Below are 13,813 nucleotides of genomic sequence, written 5' to 3' on the forward strand. Positions count from 1 at the left end.
GGCTACTGATGTCGAAGGGGTAGGGAAAGTAGGGGTCGGCGGGCATGAGTGGCTCGGGATTTTGCCGGGCTCCGGCAGTGATTGCGTGAGTGGGAGCTGCCACAATCCGTCTCAGGTCAGTTCCGTTTCTGGGGGCGTGGCCGCCTGGCCTTGTGCACTCGGAGCCGTGCTCGTGACAGCGGCGGCGCTAACGGTCGCATCACGTCCCGATCCCGGACGTGGTGCGGAGCGGCTGGTGGGGCCCGTGGCGTACTGCGCTGAGACCCCTGAACTGTCACAGACGACGGGGCAGACCAGGTCCCTGCCGATGTGCACGTAGGGGTGGCTCCGGCAGCCTTCGGGTGCCGACACAGCCTGCCTGGAACCCTGAGCGGAGCTCCTTGGCGTGGCTGTCATCCGCGTGCCCCTGAGAGAGAGCGAGTCGCAGATGTCCGTACCCCCACCGTCGACGGGACCGACACCGCCGCAGCAGCCGGGACCTCCGCCGTACGGTACGCACGGCGGCGGCCCCTGGTTGTCGCAGCCGAGTCCTGTTCCCACGCTCAACGGACTCGCGGTCGCTGCCCTCGTGCTGTCCCTGACCGTGTGCCTCACCCCACTCGGACTGGTGCTCGGGATCGTCGCCCTGGTCCAGATATCAGGCGGTGCCCGCCGAGGGAGACCCCAGCGAGGCCGGGGCCTGGCCATCGCAGGCGTCGCCGTGTCCGCGTCGGTGATCGTGATCGCCGCGCTGCTGATGGCCTTCGCCGACTTCCGGGTGTGGACCGTCTCCTCCCCCGACCGGGGTACGGACGGCAAGGTCGAGCAGCGGAGCACGGCAACTGTGCTCGATCTGCGGGAGGGCGACTGCTTCACACCGGGGAGCGGACTTCCCAAGGGGGACCGAGACCCCATGGCCAACCTCGCCGTGGAGCTGATCCCCTGCGACCGGCCGCACGAAGGCGAGGTCTACGGCATCACCCGGATCGACGGGCCGGCAGCCTTCCCCGGTACGGAGGCCGTCGCCGCCCAGGCGCGCACCCGCTGCGTACCGCTGCTGCTCGACTACATCCCCGACCCCGATGCCCAGCCTGGCACGAAGACGTTCTTCTACCACCCGGACGAGCAGGGCTGGCAGGCCGGACGACGGACCGTGGTGTGCTGGGTGTCGGGCTCGGGCCACTCGACGAGTGCCTCCATACAGCAGGATCTCGCCGCGATGGAGCCGGGGCAGCGCGCCTATCTGACGGCGATCCGCCCGCTCAGCACCGCTCTGCTGAGTCGTCCTCCGAAGAGTCCGGCCCAGGACCTGGCCGGTGCCCGCGAGTGGGCCCGCATGATGCCCGGCGCGATCGACGAGACCGCTCGCCTCCTGGAGCAGGCGCAACTCCCCGCCGCCGCCCGCGGTCCCGCCAGAGCCCTGGCGGAGAAGCTCCGCGCTTCCCGGCCTGACTGGGTGGACGCGGGCGCGGCCAAGAACGTGGACGAGCTCCGGAAGGCCCTGGCGAAGGTCGACGAACACCCGATCCAGGAGGATGTGACACGAGTGCGCACCGGACTGGGGCTGCCGACCACTGGGGCGGGGGGCGGACGAGCGTAGGCGGAGCGACGACGTCACCGGCAAGGCGGGCCACGACGATCGCGCCGACGAGGTGCGCGCCGGCCAGGCTCATGACCCCAGAGGCCGGCCGCGCGCTTGCCCCTCTTCTCTCATCCGCTTCAGTGGCCGGACTCGGCGTGCGCGCCGTGGTCGCCGAGCTGGGCTTCCAACCAGTCGTGCAAGGCGTCGACCAGCGCGGAATCCTCGGTGGTGTACGTCAGCGCCGCCTGGAGAACGGCCAGGTCATCGGCCCTGGGGTCCTTGAACATGGTTCGACCGCACAACCAGGAGGTTCGGCGGTGCAACCGGTTTCCACTGCGATGCTGCACCCGGTTCGCGAGGGGAAATCGGCGATGCCGATCAGGTCCTCGCTGTTCTTCTCCGGCGGCTTCCGACAGGATCCGGCGTCGGGTTCCTGGCGGCGTGCCCTCGTTCTCTCAACTTGTCCCCGGGACCGGCAGAGGCGTGGTCCTGGTCAGCCTGTCGGAACCCGGGGGCAGGGGAACGGCAGCGAACACGGCGTCCTGCTGGGCCTGGAGTTCCTTCTTCCGGGCCGGGGTGGTGGAGGGCAGGCGCTGCTCCTCGTACAGGAGGTGGGTCACCTCCTGGGCGTGCTTGCTGGCAGGGGTGTGGAACTGGACCTCGAAGAGCTGCCCGGAGCCGGGTGCTCGCCACCCCGTGTTGAGGCCCTTGTAGCCGTTGGTCCGGCCCCAGGTGTTGGACCACTTGGTGTTGTCGTTGCCCCAGGCGGACAGAAGGGTGGACGCGGTGGCGACGCCGTCCGTGTAGGTGCCCTCCGGCCACTGGAGGGTGTAGCGGACGGCGTCGCCCAAGCCCTGAAGGACCGTGTCCACGTTCCGCTCGGGGTGCTCCTTGAGGGAGGTGGCGACCTTCCGCTTGAGGGAGTCGGGCGACTTGAGGCGGTACTCGAAGCCGACCAGCTCCGCGCCCGACGCGAGCGCGGCGGTGCGCACGTCCACGCTGATCGACCGTTCGGCAGCCTTCGCCCGGTCGAGGTAGGCGTCGACCCTGGCGCTGTCCGTGGTGCTCAGGGTGAGCCCGCCCTCCCCCTTCCAGCCGTCGTCGCCGGGCGCGGCGGTTGCCGATGCCCCGGATCCGACGATCAGCGCGGTGGCGAACGCGGCCGGGAGCAGGCTTCGGCCGATGGCGGGAGTGGTGGTCGTGCTGTTGGTCATGAGCTTGCTTTCACGCCGACGATGATCTTGCGCAGGGTGCAACCCGTTGGGTGTCCACCCGGTTACGGCGGTCTGGGCGGTTCCGGGCACAGCTCTGGACGGTCGTCACCGGGATCAGCGCTCGGTCGTCGTGTCGGGTGACCGCGCTGTCTGTCAGTCGCCGGACGGCATCGAGGTTCCCGAGTGGTCGATGACGTTGCCGTTGGAGCAGTTGTTCCTGTGGTTGCCGGTCCAGTCGCTCAGGGCGGGCACGACGGCGAGTTCCTGAATGCACACGTCGGCGGCGGTGAAGTTCCAGTCGGCGCCGCACTCGCCCGCGCTCAGCTCCGCGCCGCCTGGCCGCCGCGGCCCTCGCCCGCTCGGGCACCGGCTGCTCGACCGGTTCGGCCGGTAGGTGACCCTGACGGAGGTGGGCGACGCCGCGCTGCCGTACGCGCGGGCGGCGCAGTTCTCGCCTACGGATGTCGGCATCTCCCGCGGGAGCACGGGCAACGATGCGGGTCCCGGCAACCGCCGAGCCCCTGGGCGAGGGCCCGCAGCAGAGTGACACCAAGGTGCCAGACTCCATGCTGCCAGCCACATCCCTTGGGCCCGCCGCGGCTCCTCATGCAGGATCACCACAAGGGGAAATCGGGCCGGAACGCAAAACGATCCGGCCGAATACCGGTAGTGAACCACGGGGGAAGCTGCACATGAAGTGTGTCGGGAATGCCGTTGCCGTCTTTGTCGCGCTCGTCGCCGTCGCGTTCGGGGCGGCCGAATTCGGAGCCGGGGACACGGTGAACTCCGCGTCGGCCGAGACCACGGCCGGCGTGGCCACCACCCCTCTGAGAAGCCTCAACTGGGACTGATCCGGCATCGCGAGAAGGACGTAGGGAGAAGCAAATGAATGTCTTGGTGTGCCGATGGGACCGGGTCACGCTGGAGGCCGTACTCGACCGGGGCGCCTCTGTGACCCTGGTATTCGACGAGTGGGAGGCCGCCAACCGGGGCATCGACCAGAAGCTGCTGGACCGGGTCGACCGCCACTACGTGATCCGCAGCTTCGACGCCCTCGACGAGCTGGCGCAGCTGGCCGTGGACATCCGCTCCAACGGTGTGAAGATCGACCGGCTGCTCAGTCTCTCCGAGTTCAGCCAGTTCGGTGCCGCCTACCTGGCACAGCTGCTGGGCCTGGCGCTGCCCGCCGTCGAGACCTCCGTGCTCATGCGGGACAAGCGCGCGATGAAGGACCGCGCCCAGCAGGCCGGCATCCGCTGTGCCCGCTACGTCTCCCTGTCCACCCGGGACATCGAGGGATCGGTCCGGCAGGTCGAGCAGGAGCTCGGGTTCCCGGTCATCGTGAAGCCGGCCGCGGGCCTGGGCTCGGTCGACACCTTCAAGGCCGAGGACGCGGCGCAGCTCACCGAGGCCCTGCGGGAGGCGGGCCGTGACGCGACGGTCAAGTTCCTGATGGCCGAACAGGTCCTGGACGGTGACGAGTACCACGTGGACGCGGTCTGGGCGGACGGGAAGGCGCGGGTCTTCGGCGTCAGCCGGTACCTCCGCCCGCGGATGACGGTCACGACGCCGGGCCGCGACAACGGCTCGATCCTCCTCCCCCGCGACCGCGAGGCCGCGCTGTACGAGGAGATCGAGCAGCTGCACGAGCGCATCAACACCGCCTTCGGCATCACCGACGAGATCACCCACCTGGAGATCTTCCGGCGAGCGGACGGTGAGCTGTGGTTCTCCGAGATGGCCACCCGTTTCGCCGGCGGCGCCATCCCGGAGAGCTTCGGGCCGCAGGGTGCTGACCTGCGGGAGCTGTGGATCGCCGCGGCCCTGGGCGAGCCCGGCGAGGAGCTGCCCGTGAAGACGGCGCCGTACCCCTATATCGGGTGGATCAACCTCGCGCCTGCCGGCACCGGACGGATCCTGGAGGATCCGTCCGACGAACTCATCTCCCGCTTCCCGTACGTGCTCAAGACAGTCCGCAGCCGCCCGGTCGGCTCCGAGATCGGCGAGCTGCACCCCTCGGTCTGGTGCACGCTGCTGGTCCTCGGCGCGGACAGCGAGGCCGAGTTCCGCCGGCGGGCCGCGGAGCTGGAGGCAGCGCTGCTGCCGTCCTACGTGATAGGGCAGTGAGCCGGGTGAGCACGGCACGGCTCGGCTTCGGCCGGCACTTCACGGAGCACATGGCGGTCGCGCGGTGGATCCACGGGGCGGGATGGTCCGGCGTGGAGCTGACCGAGCACGGTCCGCTGGCCCTGTCCCCCGCCGCCATGGCCCTGCACTACGGCCAGGCGATCTTCGAGGGGCTCAAGGCCTATCCGCAGCCGGACGGCTCACTCGCCCTGTTCCGGCCCGGGGTCAACGCGGAGCGCTTCAACAGCAGCGCCGCTCGTCTGGCCATGCCCGAACTGCCCGAGGAGCTGTTCGTCGAGGCGTGCGAGACGGTGGTCCGGGCGGACGCCGACCAGGTGCCGCGCGGGCCCGGGCAGAGCCTGTACCTGCGCCCGTTCATGATCGCAGTGGAGCCCTCGCTGGGCGTCAGGCCGGCGTTGGAGTACCTGTTCGCCGTCATCGCCTCCCCCGTCGACCACTTCTTCGCTGACGGCTACCAGGCCATCGAAGTGTGGTGCGCGAGCGACCAGATCCGTGCCGCCCGCGGGGGCACGGGGGCGGCCAAGTGCGCCGGCAACTATGCGGGCAGCCTGGCCGCCAAGGCGGAGGCAGTGGCCCAGGGCTGCCACGAGGTGCTGTGGTTGGACGCGGAAGAGCGCCGCTGGGTGGAGGAACTGGGTGCGATGAACTTCTTCTGTGTGACCAGGGACGAGGACGGCGCTCCACTCCTGGTCACTCCCGAGCTCTCGGGGACGATCCTGGCCGGCAACACCCGGGACAGCCTGCTGCGCATCGCGCCGGACCTGGGCGTGCGGGTCGTCGAACGGCCCGTCGCGCTGGACGAGCTGACGGCCGGCGACGGGAAGGTCACGGAGGCGTTCGCCTGCGGCACCGCCGCGTCGGTGGTGCCCATCGGCGGAGTGACCACGGCAGAGGGGCGTGTCCGGATCGGCGACGGGCGCCCGGGGAAGATCACCACGATGCTGCGGGACGAGCTGGCCGCCATCCAGTACGGCGTCCAGCAGGACCCCCGTGGCTGGATGCGCCCGGTTCCGGTACACGCGGCGGCCGGTGCGGCACCGGCCGGCTGAACGCGAGGCCGTGAGCCCGTGCGGTGCCGGGCCCTCGATCAGGGGGTCCGGCGCCGTCGGCCTTCGCCTACAGCCAGCCGCACTCCACGGCGCGCACCCCGGCCTCGAAGCGGCTGCGCGCCTCCAGCCGGGTCATGAGGTCCGCCATGACCCGGCGGACGCTGCGCAGGGAGAGCCCCAACCGCTTGCCCGCCGCCTCGTCCGTCAGCCCGGAGGCCAGGATGCGCAGCAGCTCGCGCTCCTGCGCCGTGAGGCCCTGGTCGTCGCGCTGCCCCGAGGTGCCGAGCGGGAGCGCCGATTCCCACAGCCGCTCGAAGAGGGCGATGACGGCGGCGATCACACTTTCCTCGCGCATCAGCACCGCTCCGGCGCGGCTGTCCTTGGGGTCGATGGGCAGGATGGCCGTCTTGCGGTCGATCACGATGATGCGCATCGGCAGGGTGGGCACCGTGCGGATCTCACCGCCGAGACCGGTGAGCCAGACCGCGTACTGCTGGGTGGCGGGGTGGTTGCGGACGCTGTCCAGGTACAGGGTGCGCAGCGACACCCCGCGGGCCAGTACCTCGCTGTCCAGCTTCTGGCTGGCCTCCAGGCTCTCGGGTGACAGCCCGGCCTTGGGGATCAGCGCGAGGATCTCCGACTGTACGTCCTTGGAGAGCTCGGCGATGCGGTTCCTGGTCGAGTCGAGGCTGCGCAGGTACTCGATCTCGCCGGTCTCGCGGGCGCCCTGGGCGGCCTCCCGCTCCCGCATCAGGTTCATCATCGCCGTGCGTGCCTGCTGCAGCTCGTGCTGCTCCTTCAGGAGCGCGGCCTCCCGCTCGGCGATGAGCGCGCCGAGGCCCAGGTTCGGCTGTATGGCGACCATGCGGCCGGGGTTCTCGTGGGACGGCCAGATCAGGCCCAGCGCCGCCAGCTCGGCGCGGCTCGCCTCGACCGCCTCCTCGGTGCTGCCGAGTTCCACGGCCAGCTCGGGCGTGTCCCATTCGGGACGCTGGAGCAGCAGCTGGTACATCGACTCCGCGAGCCGGGTCAGGCCGAGGCATTCGAGTACGGGGTCCGCCGAATCCGTCGAATCCGCCGCATCGCCCCCGAGGCGCTCCAAGATCATTTACATTCTCTTTCTTCAGCCCTGGGTGGTCGATTCAGGGCATCGCACCGCCGAGGAACTGTAGCCCGCAGGTGCTGCCATGTTCAAGGTCGTCACAGAGTGTGATCACCCCTGATCGGAAGGGTAGGGGTGCGGTGTGAGGTGACATCAAGGTGCCAGTCCCCAAGCTGCCCGGCGGATCGATTGAGTTCCCGATAATCCCGCCACGACAATTTGTTCACGGAATTCACATCTGTAGGGGTGGGATATCGGAAGAGAAATCCGCGGTATGCATCTCCCTGTCCGGGGCGGCATCGGCGGGTCCCGCCCACGGAAGATTGCACGAGGTGTTTCATGCGGTATCTGGTCTGTCGTTGGGAAGTGGGCGCCATCGAGGCCCTGTTGTCCCGCGGCGTGGACGTCGTCTTGCTCATCGACGCCTGGGAGGCCGAGCACCGCCATCTCGACCCCGGGATCACCGGCCGGCTGGAGCGGTTGATCCGGATCGACAGCTTCGAGGCCATGGACGAACTGGCCCTGCTCGTCACGGGTCTCCAGGAGGAGGGACTGGCCTTCGACCGGGTGCTGAGCGTCTGCGAGCGGGGCCAGTTCGCCGCGGCGTACCTGGCCGCTCTGCTCGGCCTGGGCCGGCCCACCATCGTCCAGAGTGTCCAGGTCCGCGACAAGCGCGCGATGAAGACCGCGGTCCGGCGGCTCGGCGTGCCCACCGCGCGCTTCACCACGGTCCCGTCCGGCGACCCGGGGGCGGCTGCCCGCCATGTTGAGCGGGAGATCGGATTCCCGGCCGTGGTCAAGCCCGTCGCCGGTGCCGGGGTGGTCAGCACCGCCCGGGTCGGGACGGCCCGGGAACTGGAGGCCTGGCTCGCGGTGAACGCCGCGGACGGTCAATTCATGGCCGAGCAGATGATCGACGGCGAGGAGTTCCACGTCGACGCGGTCTGGGTGGACGGCAAGGCCTGGGAGTTCGCCGTCAGCAGGTACCTGCGCCCCCGGATCGAACTCGACGACCCCGGCCACCTCAACGGCGCGATCCAGCTCCCCGCAGCCCGCGAACCCGAGCTGTACGCGGCCGTCGAGGAACTGCACAGCCGGGTCAACGAGGCGCTGGAGATCACCGACGGCATCACGCACACCGAGCTGTTCCGTTCCCCGGACGGCAGCCTGTGGTTCTCCGAGATCGCCACCCGTCCGGGCGGCGGCGGCACCACCCAGGCCTTCCGGGCCCGCGGGGCCGACCTGCGCGAGGTGTGGGCCGAGTCCCTGGTCAGCCCGGACCGGCGGTCGCAGCCACTGTCCGAGCCGCCCCACCCGTACATCGGCTGGGTCATGCTGACCCCCCGTACGCCGGGCCGTATCACCCGCGAGCCCGCGGACGCCGAGATCAGCGCGTTCCCGTACGTCCTGGACGTCGACCGGACCGCCCGTGTCGGTGACGTCGTCTGGACGAACAGCCTGGCGCCCGGCATGACCCTGGTCATCGGCGCCGACAGCGAGGAGCAGTTCACCGAGCGGGTCCTCGTCCTCGAATCCGCCCTCGTCCTCGAGACGACGCCCGCCGACGGGGCCGCCGCATGACCGTCGTCCAGGACTTCCGGGAGCTGCCCGCCCCGGCGAAGCTGCTGCTGCTGGCCAGAGCGGTCACGTCCTTCGGGTCCGGTCTGGTCCTCCCGCTGCTCGTCATCTATCTGGTCCAGGGGCGCGGCTTCGGGATCTCCGTCGCCACCAGCGCGATGGCCCTCACCTCCGTGACCGCGTTCGCCGGAGGGCTGGTGGCCGGCTGGGCCGCCGACCGGTTCGGCGGCGTACGCACCGTGTTCACCGCGCTGCTGTTCGCCGCGACCGGCACCGGACTGTACGCGTGGGTCACGGCGCCCTGGCACGCCCTTGCGGCCGGGGCGGTCTTCGGGCTCGGCGTGGGAGGCACCAGCGTCTGGCACGGGCTGTTCGCCGAGGCGGTGGAAGCCGACCGGCACCCGGTTGTGTTCGGGTTCTCCTTCGGTGTCGCCAACGCGGCGCTCGGCATCGGCGGCATCCTGGCCGGGATCGTCGTCAGCATCGAGCACCTGTGGACGTTCCAGGTCGTCTATCTGGCCGACGCCATCACCTTCGTCCTGGCCGGGCTGATCACCGTCGTCGCGGGCAGGCGCCTGCCGGCCCCGGCGAATCAGCCGGAGGAGCACGTGCGGCAGTCCTCCTACCTGCGGGTGCTGGCCAACCGGCCGCTGCTCGCGGCGCTGCTCGTCGCCTTCCTGATGTTCGCCATCGGCTACTCACAGCTGGAGTCGGGTATTCCCGCCGTGCTGGTCGCGCTCTCGGACGTCCGCCCCTCGGACATCGCGCTGATCTGCCTGGCGGACACCGCCTTCGCCGTGATCGCACAGATCGCCCTGATGCCGGTGGTCAAGCGCACCCCGCACCGGGTGTCCTTGGCGATCGCCGCGCTGACCTGGATGGTGTTCTGGGTCGTGCTGCTCGGGGCGCTCGAGGCCGGGTCCCGGGTCGTGATGCTCACTTCGATCTGTGCGGGCGTGGCGGTGGCCTCCGTGGGTGCGGCCTTCTACTCCATGGCGATGCCGACCCTGGTCAACGCCGCCGCGACCAGCGCCGACCGGGGGCGGGCGAACGCCCTCCTCGGGATCTCCACCTCGCTGGGGTTCACCGCCGGGCCGTTTGCCGCGGGTCTGCTCGCCGACCACGGCATGGCCCGGACCTGGGTGCTCGTCGCGGCGGTGACCACCGCGGCCACCGCACTGCTGGCCTGGGTGCTCCGGCTGTCCGGCACGACGCAGCCCGCGGAGCCGACGCGGCAGCCCGAAGCGGTCTGACGCCGGGGCGGGATGAAGCGGTCCGAAGGGGGGCAGGACTTCGTCCTGCCCCCGCTTCAGACCTCGGCCACGGCCTCCACGGCCAGCTCCATGAGCGCGGTACGGATCGCTCCCGCGAGCCGGCGCAGGCCCCGCGCCCCGAGCCGGGACGGGTCCGCGGTGAGCATCAACTGCCGTGCGCCGCCGGGCCGGTCGGCCCGCAGGAGCTCAGCGGCAAGGTCGGTGGAGGGGGCGGAGCGGGGCAGGTGTGCCGGCGCCAGCAGCGACGTGCCGAGACGCAAACCCCTGGCCGGCTCGCCCGGTTCCACGCACAGGGTCGCCTGGAGCAGGGGTGCCGACGTGTCGCCGTACCACCCGTGATCGGCCGAGAACAGCAGCTCCCGGTCGCAACGCCGCGCCAGCGAGACCAGCGACTCGCCCGGTACGCCCCGCACGTGGACGAGGAGCGTGAGCACCCGGCGGCCGAGCGTCGGCTCCTGCCACGGCTCCACCCGGCCCGAGACCACCAGGCCGACCCGGAACCCCTGCTGCCCGGTGAACTCCGCCAGACCACGGGCGTACGCGGTGAGCACCAGGGAGGTGAGGGACACGCCCAGGGCGCGGGTCGCCGCACGAAGCCGCCCCAGCAGCACGTCGTCGACCGGGACGGCCCACTCGACCACGTCGCCGCGGTCCTCGCCGCCGTCGGCGCCGCCGTCCTCGTCTCCGTCCTCGGCTTCGTCCGGTGCTCCGGCCGGCCACGCGATCGGGGGAAGCGCCGCCAGCCGCTGCTGCCAGTCGGCCACCGCGGGCCGGGGCTCGGTGCCGCCCGCCGACGGGTGGACGGCGCAGGCCGCCCGTCCGGAGCCCTCGGGGTCCGAGGGACGGGCGGCCGCGTAGGCGCTCTCGAGCTCGCGCTCGAAGGCGTCCAGCGACCAGGGGTCAAGTGCACTGCGGTGCAGATGGACGGCCAGCAGACGTCCGCCGTTCCAGGTGTACAGGGCGCAGCGCACCAGGGGGCCACGGACGGTGTCGAGCCCCTCCAGGGCTCCCGCCGCGGCGAGGTCGCGGGCCTGCTGCAGGGCCTCCCAGCCGGCGTCCGGCACGGGTACGACGTCGACGCCCAGCCGGTCCCAGTCCGGCAGGACCGCGGATCGGTGGGCGTCGTGCCCCGCCTCGCCGGGCGGGGTGCGCAGGGCGGCCTGGCGGGCGGCCACCATCCTCAGCGCCGTGGTCAGGCGGCCCGGGTCGATCCCGAGGTCCCCGGTGCCCGTATAGGCGAGGGACACGACATCGGCGGGCCGCCCGGACTCCGCTCCCACGTGCGGAAGGTACCGGCCGGGGGTGGGGGCTCCGCCTCCCGCCCCCGGCCGGCAGAGCCCGGCCGCGATGCGGCCGGGCGTCCGTCCCGTGTAGATGTCCGCGACGGACAGGCGGAGGCCGAACTCCTCGTACACGCAGGCCGCCAGCCGGATCGCAGCGCTCGGTTCGAGCCCGGCCTCCGCCAGGTCGGTGCCGGACCCGATCGGTACCTCCAGTACCTCGAAGGCCAGTTCCGCGATCCTGGTGGTGAGATCGGTCCCGCGCCAGGAAGGCGGTCGGGTCACGGGGTGAGCGCCACGCCGTTGAGGCGGGGGGCGAGCTGGAGCTCGCGGATGTCCTTGTGGTTGAGCACCCACATGAACCAGCGCTCGACACCGAGGCCGAAGCCGGAGGTGTGCATCGGCGCGCCCTCCTTCATCCGCACGTACCAGTCGTAGGACTCCTCCGGAACGTTGTGGTGCGCCAGGGCGGCGCGGGTCCGGGCGCCGTCCACGTGGCGCTCACCGCAGCCGACCGTCTCGCCGATGCCGAACAGCAGGTCGCCGTTGAGCGCGGTCCGCTGCTCCGCGTCGCCGTACGCCTGGTAGAAGGGCACCGACAGGTGGTCGAAATGGGTGACCCACAGCACCGGGCTGATCTCCTGCATCAGCCGGCGCTCGCCGTGCCGGGTCAGGGTCCGCCAGCCGTCGTGCTGCTCCACCGCGTACGGGTCGTTGCCCAGGTGGGCCACCGCCTCGTCGAAGGTCAGGCGCGGGAAGGTGTCCATGGCGAGCATCTGCTCGATGTGCGAGGTGGAGCCCGCCAGTTCACGGATCTCCTCGGACAGGTTCTCCATGACACCGGCGGCGAGCGAACGCACGTACGCGTCGACGACGTCCATGCAGTTCTCCAGGCCGCCCGGCAGCTCCGCCTCGCTGTGGAAGAACTGGTTGAGGTGCGATTCGTCCGCGTCCTCGCCCCGGAAGCTGGGCATCAGGTACCAGGCGCCGTTGCGGCTGAGCCGGCAGCCGTACTCCAGCATGAACTGCATCGAGTCGGCCAGGAACGTGCGCTCGCCGAACAGGTCGATCTCCACCGGGAGCGAGTCGCTGCCCAGGCCCATCGGGCTGGAGATGCTGTTCGTGGTGATCGGCAGGTGCACGGACTTGACGCCGCGCTCGCTCCAGAAGGAGGTCGTCCGGGTGGTCACGAGGTCCTGGAGGTCGACCAGGGTCCGGAACAGCGGCTGGTCCACGATCTCGAGGAACCGGTCCGCCGAAGGACGCCATCCGCCGTGGGAGAAGTCGTTCTTGAGGCTCATGTTTTCTTCCTGTTCGCTGGCAGACCGGCCGCCCGGAGGATCTCGTGGGTTCTCCGGCGCCGTCTTGGCATACGTAGTGATCGGGAGGGAGAGTCGCGCACGGATGTCGCGAATGGTCCCGGTGATGGAGACAGGACGATTCCCCCGCTCACCAATATGTCGGCGCGGTCTCGGCGGGCCAAGTGATATGGGTGGCAGCTATGTTCGTGGCAGCTTGGTGCCTGCCCCGGGACGTATTCCGTCGTTGATTGCCGCACAAGTCCGGGGATACATTCACGTCATCATCCTTCGGCAGGGCCCCTTCGGCGGAAGATTCGCCGAGTTTCCGCGTGCCCTTCGTGTCCCGCGCCGTCAGACCGTGCCTTTGCGGTGCCGCGTCGGCCATTTCACTTTTCGTGTCGCGGTGGGCCGTGCCGGAGCAACGCATCACCTTCAGAGGAGATACCTTTCATGACCGAGACCCTGCTCGCCGAGGTCCAGGACTACTTTTCCGTGAAGGCCGAGGCCTACGACGACGTCGACCTCCAGCCGTACTGGATGCTGTCCGACCGGCTGCTGGCCGCTGCCCTGAAGGACGAGGTGCTCTCGCGGCTGCCCGAGGGCTTCCGCTTCCTGGACGCCGGCTGCGGCACCGGGCGCTGGACCACCTTCTTCGCCGAGCAGGCGCCGACGAGCCGTGGTACGTCCTTCGACCTGACCGCCGAAATGCTGGGCGTCGCCGAGGAGAAGGCCCAGCGCCGCGGCTTCGCCGACCGCGTCTCGTTCGTCCGCGGTGACCTGGCCGACGTCTCCGAGACCCTGGACGGCCAGACGTTCGACCTCGCCTTCAACTTCCACAACGTTCTCGGCTTCGTCGCCGACCCCGAGAAGGTCATCGCCGACATCGCCGGTCTGCTCAACCCGGGCGGCCTGCTCGTGTCGTTCCTGCCGAGCGTCTGGCACACCGCCTTCTTCAACATCAGCGTGGGCAACCTGGACGAGGCCGAGAAGGCCCTCGGCCGCCGCGGCCGTTTCACCACCCAGATGCCGGACATGCACCTGTTCGACCTCGAGCGCATCGAGAAGATGCACGCGGCCGCCGGCCTGGAGCTGGCGGTGGTCTCCGGCTTCCCGAACCTGATCTACCCGGGCTACCAGGAGACCCAGCTGCACGGCTCCACCGAGAAGCTGGTGGACATCCTGGCCGACGACAACGTCGACCGGATCTTCGAGATGGAGAACCGGCTGCGCACCACCCCGGGCATCGCCCCGCGCGGCAACAACCTCTTCGTCGTCAGCCGCCGCCCGGCCTGATGACCCGGCATCG

The 13,813-nt window shown here is 70.5% G+C and carries 13 protein-coding genes; 7 read left to right on the top strand and 6 right to left on the bottom strand.

What is annotated here, in order from left to right; translation table 11 throughout:
* Positions 1-427 precede the first annotated feature (427 nt).
* On the top strand, positions 428-1,579 hold the full coding sequence (locus ACIPXC_RS15185; RefSeq protein WP_401617612.1) for a DUF4190 domain-containing protein: 1,152 nt from the start codon (positions 428-430) through the stop codon (positions 1,577-1,579).
* Between the two features lie 119 nt (positions 1,580-1,698).
* Here ACIPXC_RS15185 and ACIPXC_RS15190 read toward each other — a convergent pair whose 3' ends face one another.
* The 3 genes from ACIPXC_RS15190 to ACIPXC_RS15200 form a co-directional block, all read right to left on the bottom strand.
* The gene (locus ACIPXC_RS15190) at positions 1,699-1,848 is read right to left on the bottom strand and encodes a hypothetical protein (protein ID WP_401617387.1); all 150 of its coding nucleotides are present in this window, start codon (positions 1,846-1,848) and stop codon (positions 1,699-1,701) included.
* Positions 1,849-2,016: 168 nt separating this feature from the next.
* Positions 2,017-2,775, bottom strand: coding sequence for an ATP nucleotide 3'-pyrophosphokinase (locus tag ACIPXC_RS15195; RefSeq protein WP_401617390.1), 759 nt, complete (start codon positions 2,773-2,775; stop codon positions 2,017-2,019).
* Between the two features lie 153 nt (positions 2,776-2,928).
* Entirely contained in the window at positions 2,929-3,246 is a 318-nt protein-coding gene (locus ACIPXC_RS15200; RefSeq protein ID WP_401617393.1) for a hypothetical protein, read from the bottom strand.
* Between the two features lie 221 nt (positions 3,247-3,467).
* On the opposite strand from ACIPXC_RS15200, the gene ACIPXC_RS15205 reads away from it, so the two are divergent.
* Genes ACIPXC_RS15205 through ACIPXC_RS15215 form a run of 3 tightly spaced genes read left to right on the top strand, consistent with a single transcriptional unit; the run spans position 3,468 to position 5,972 of the window.
* Complete coding sequence (locus tag ACIPXC_RS15205; protein ID WP_401617396.1) at positions 3,468-3,626, top strand: hypothetical protein; 159 nt, start codon at positions 3,468-3,470, stop codon at positions 3,624-3,626.
* 34 nt (positions 3,627-3,660) lie between these two features.
* Positions 3,661-4,902 carry an acetyl-CoA carboxylase biotin carboxylase subunit family protein gene (locus ACIPXC_RS15210; protein WP_401617398.1) on the top strand — a complete coding sequence of 414 codons (1,242 nt, stop codon included), beginning with the start codon at positions 3,661-3,663 and terminating at the stop codon, positions 4,900-4,902.
* A gap of 5 nt (positions 4,903-4,907) precedes the next feature.
* On the top strand, positions 4,908-5,972 hold the full coding sequence (locus ACIPXC_RS15215) for a branched-chain amino acid aminotransferase (protein WP_401617401.1): 1,065 nt from the start codon (positions 4,908-4,910) through the stop codon (positions 5,970-5,972).
* Positions 5,973-6,039: 67 nt separating this feature from the next.
* Here ACIPXC_RS15215 and ACIPXC_RS15220 read toward each other — a convergent pair whose 3' ends face one another.
* Positions 6,040-7,080, bottom strand: coding sequence for a LuxR C-terminal-related transcriptional regulator (locus tag ACIPXC_RS15220; protein ID WP_401617404.1), 1,041 nt, complete (start codon positions 7,078-7,080; stop codon positions 6,040-6,042).
* A gap of 333 nt (positions 7,081-7,413) precedes the next feature.
* Here ACIPXC_RS15220 and ACIPXC_RS15225 point away from each other — a divergent pair, with 333 nt between their 5' ends.
* Together ACIPXC_RS15225 and ACIPXC_RS15230 are read left to right on the top strand one after the other, a co-directional pair.
* Positions 7,414-8,655: an acetyl-CoA carboxylase biotin carboxylase subunit family protein gene (locus tag ACIPXC_RS15225; protein WP_106967573.1), complete on the top strand. Its 1,242-nt coding sequence runs from the start codon at positions 7,414-7,416 to the stop codon at positions 8,653-8,655.
* Complete coding sequence (locus tag ACIPXC_RS15230) at positions 8,652-9,905, top strand: MFS transporter (RefSeq protein ID WP_401617408.1); 1,254 nt, start codon at positions 8,652-8,654, stop codon at positions 9,903-9,905. The genes ACIPXC_RS15225 and ACIPXC_RS15230 overlap by 4 nt, the downstream gene beginning before the upstream one ends.
* A 56-nt stretch (positions 9,906-9,961) precedes the next feature.
* On the opposite strand, the gene ACIPXC_RS15235 is transcribed toward ACIPXC_RS15230, so the two are convergent.
* Together ACIPXC_RS15235 and ACIPXC_RS15240 are read right to left on the bottom strand one after the other, a co-directional pair.
* Positions 9,962-11,491: a condensation domain-containing protein gene (locus ACIPXC_RS15235; RefSeq protein WP_401617411.1), complete on the bottom strand. Its 1,530-nt coding sequence runs from the start codon at positions 11,489-11,491 to the stop codon at positions 9,962-9,964.
* Positions 11,488-12,507: an amino acid--tRNA ligase-related protein gene (locus tag ACIPXC_RS15240; RefSeq protein ID WP_401617414.1), complete on the bottom strand. Its 1,020-nt coding sequence runs from the start codon at positions 12,505-12,507 to the stop codon at positions 11,488-11,490. The genes ACIPXC_RS15235 and ACIPXC_RS15240 overlap by 4 nt, the downstream gene beginning before the upstream one ends.
* Before the next feature lie 450 nt (positions 12,508-12,957).
* Here ACIPXC_RS15240 and ACIPXC_RS15245 point away from each other — a divergent pair, with 450 nt between their 5' ends.
* The gene (locus ACIPXC_RS15245) at positions 12,958-13,800 is read left to right on the top strand and encodes a bifunctional 2-polyprenyl-6-hydroxyphenol methylase/3-demethylubiquinol 3-O-methyltransferase UbiG (RefSeq protein ID WP_037920718.1); all 843 of its coding nucleotides are present in this window, start codon (positions 12,958-12,960) and stop codon (positions 13,798-13,800) included.
* Positions 13,801-13,813: the final 13 nt, after the last annotated feature.

The organism is Streptomyces sp. NPDC090021 (assembly GCF_044748225.1).
Taxonomy (GTDB): Bacteria; Actinomycetota; Actinomycetes; order Streptomycetales; family Streptomycetaceae; genus Streptomyces.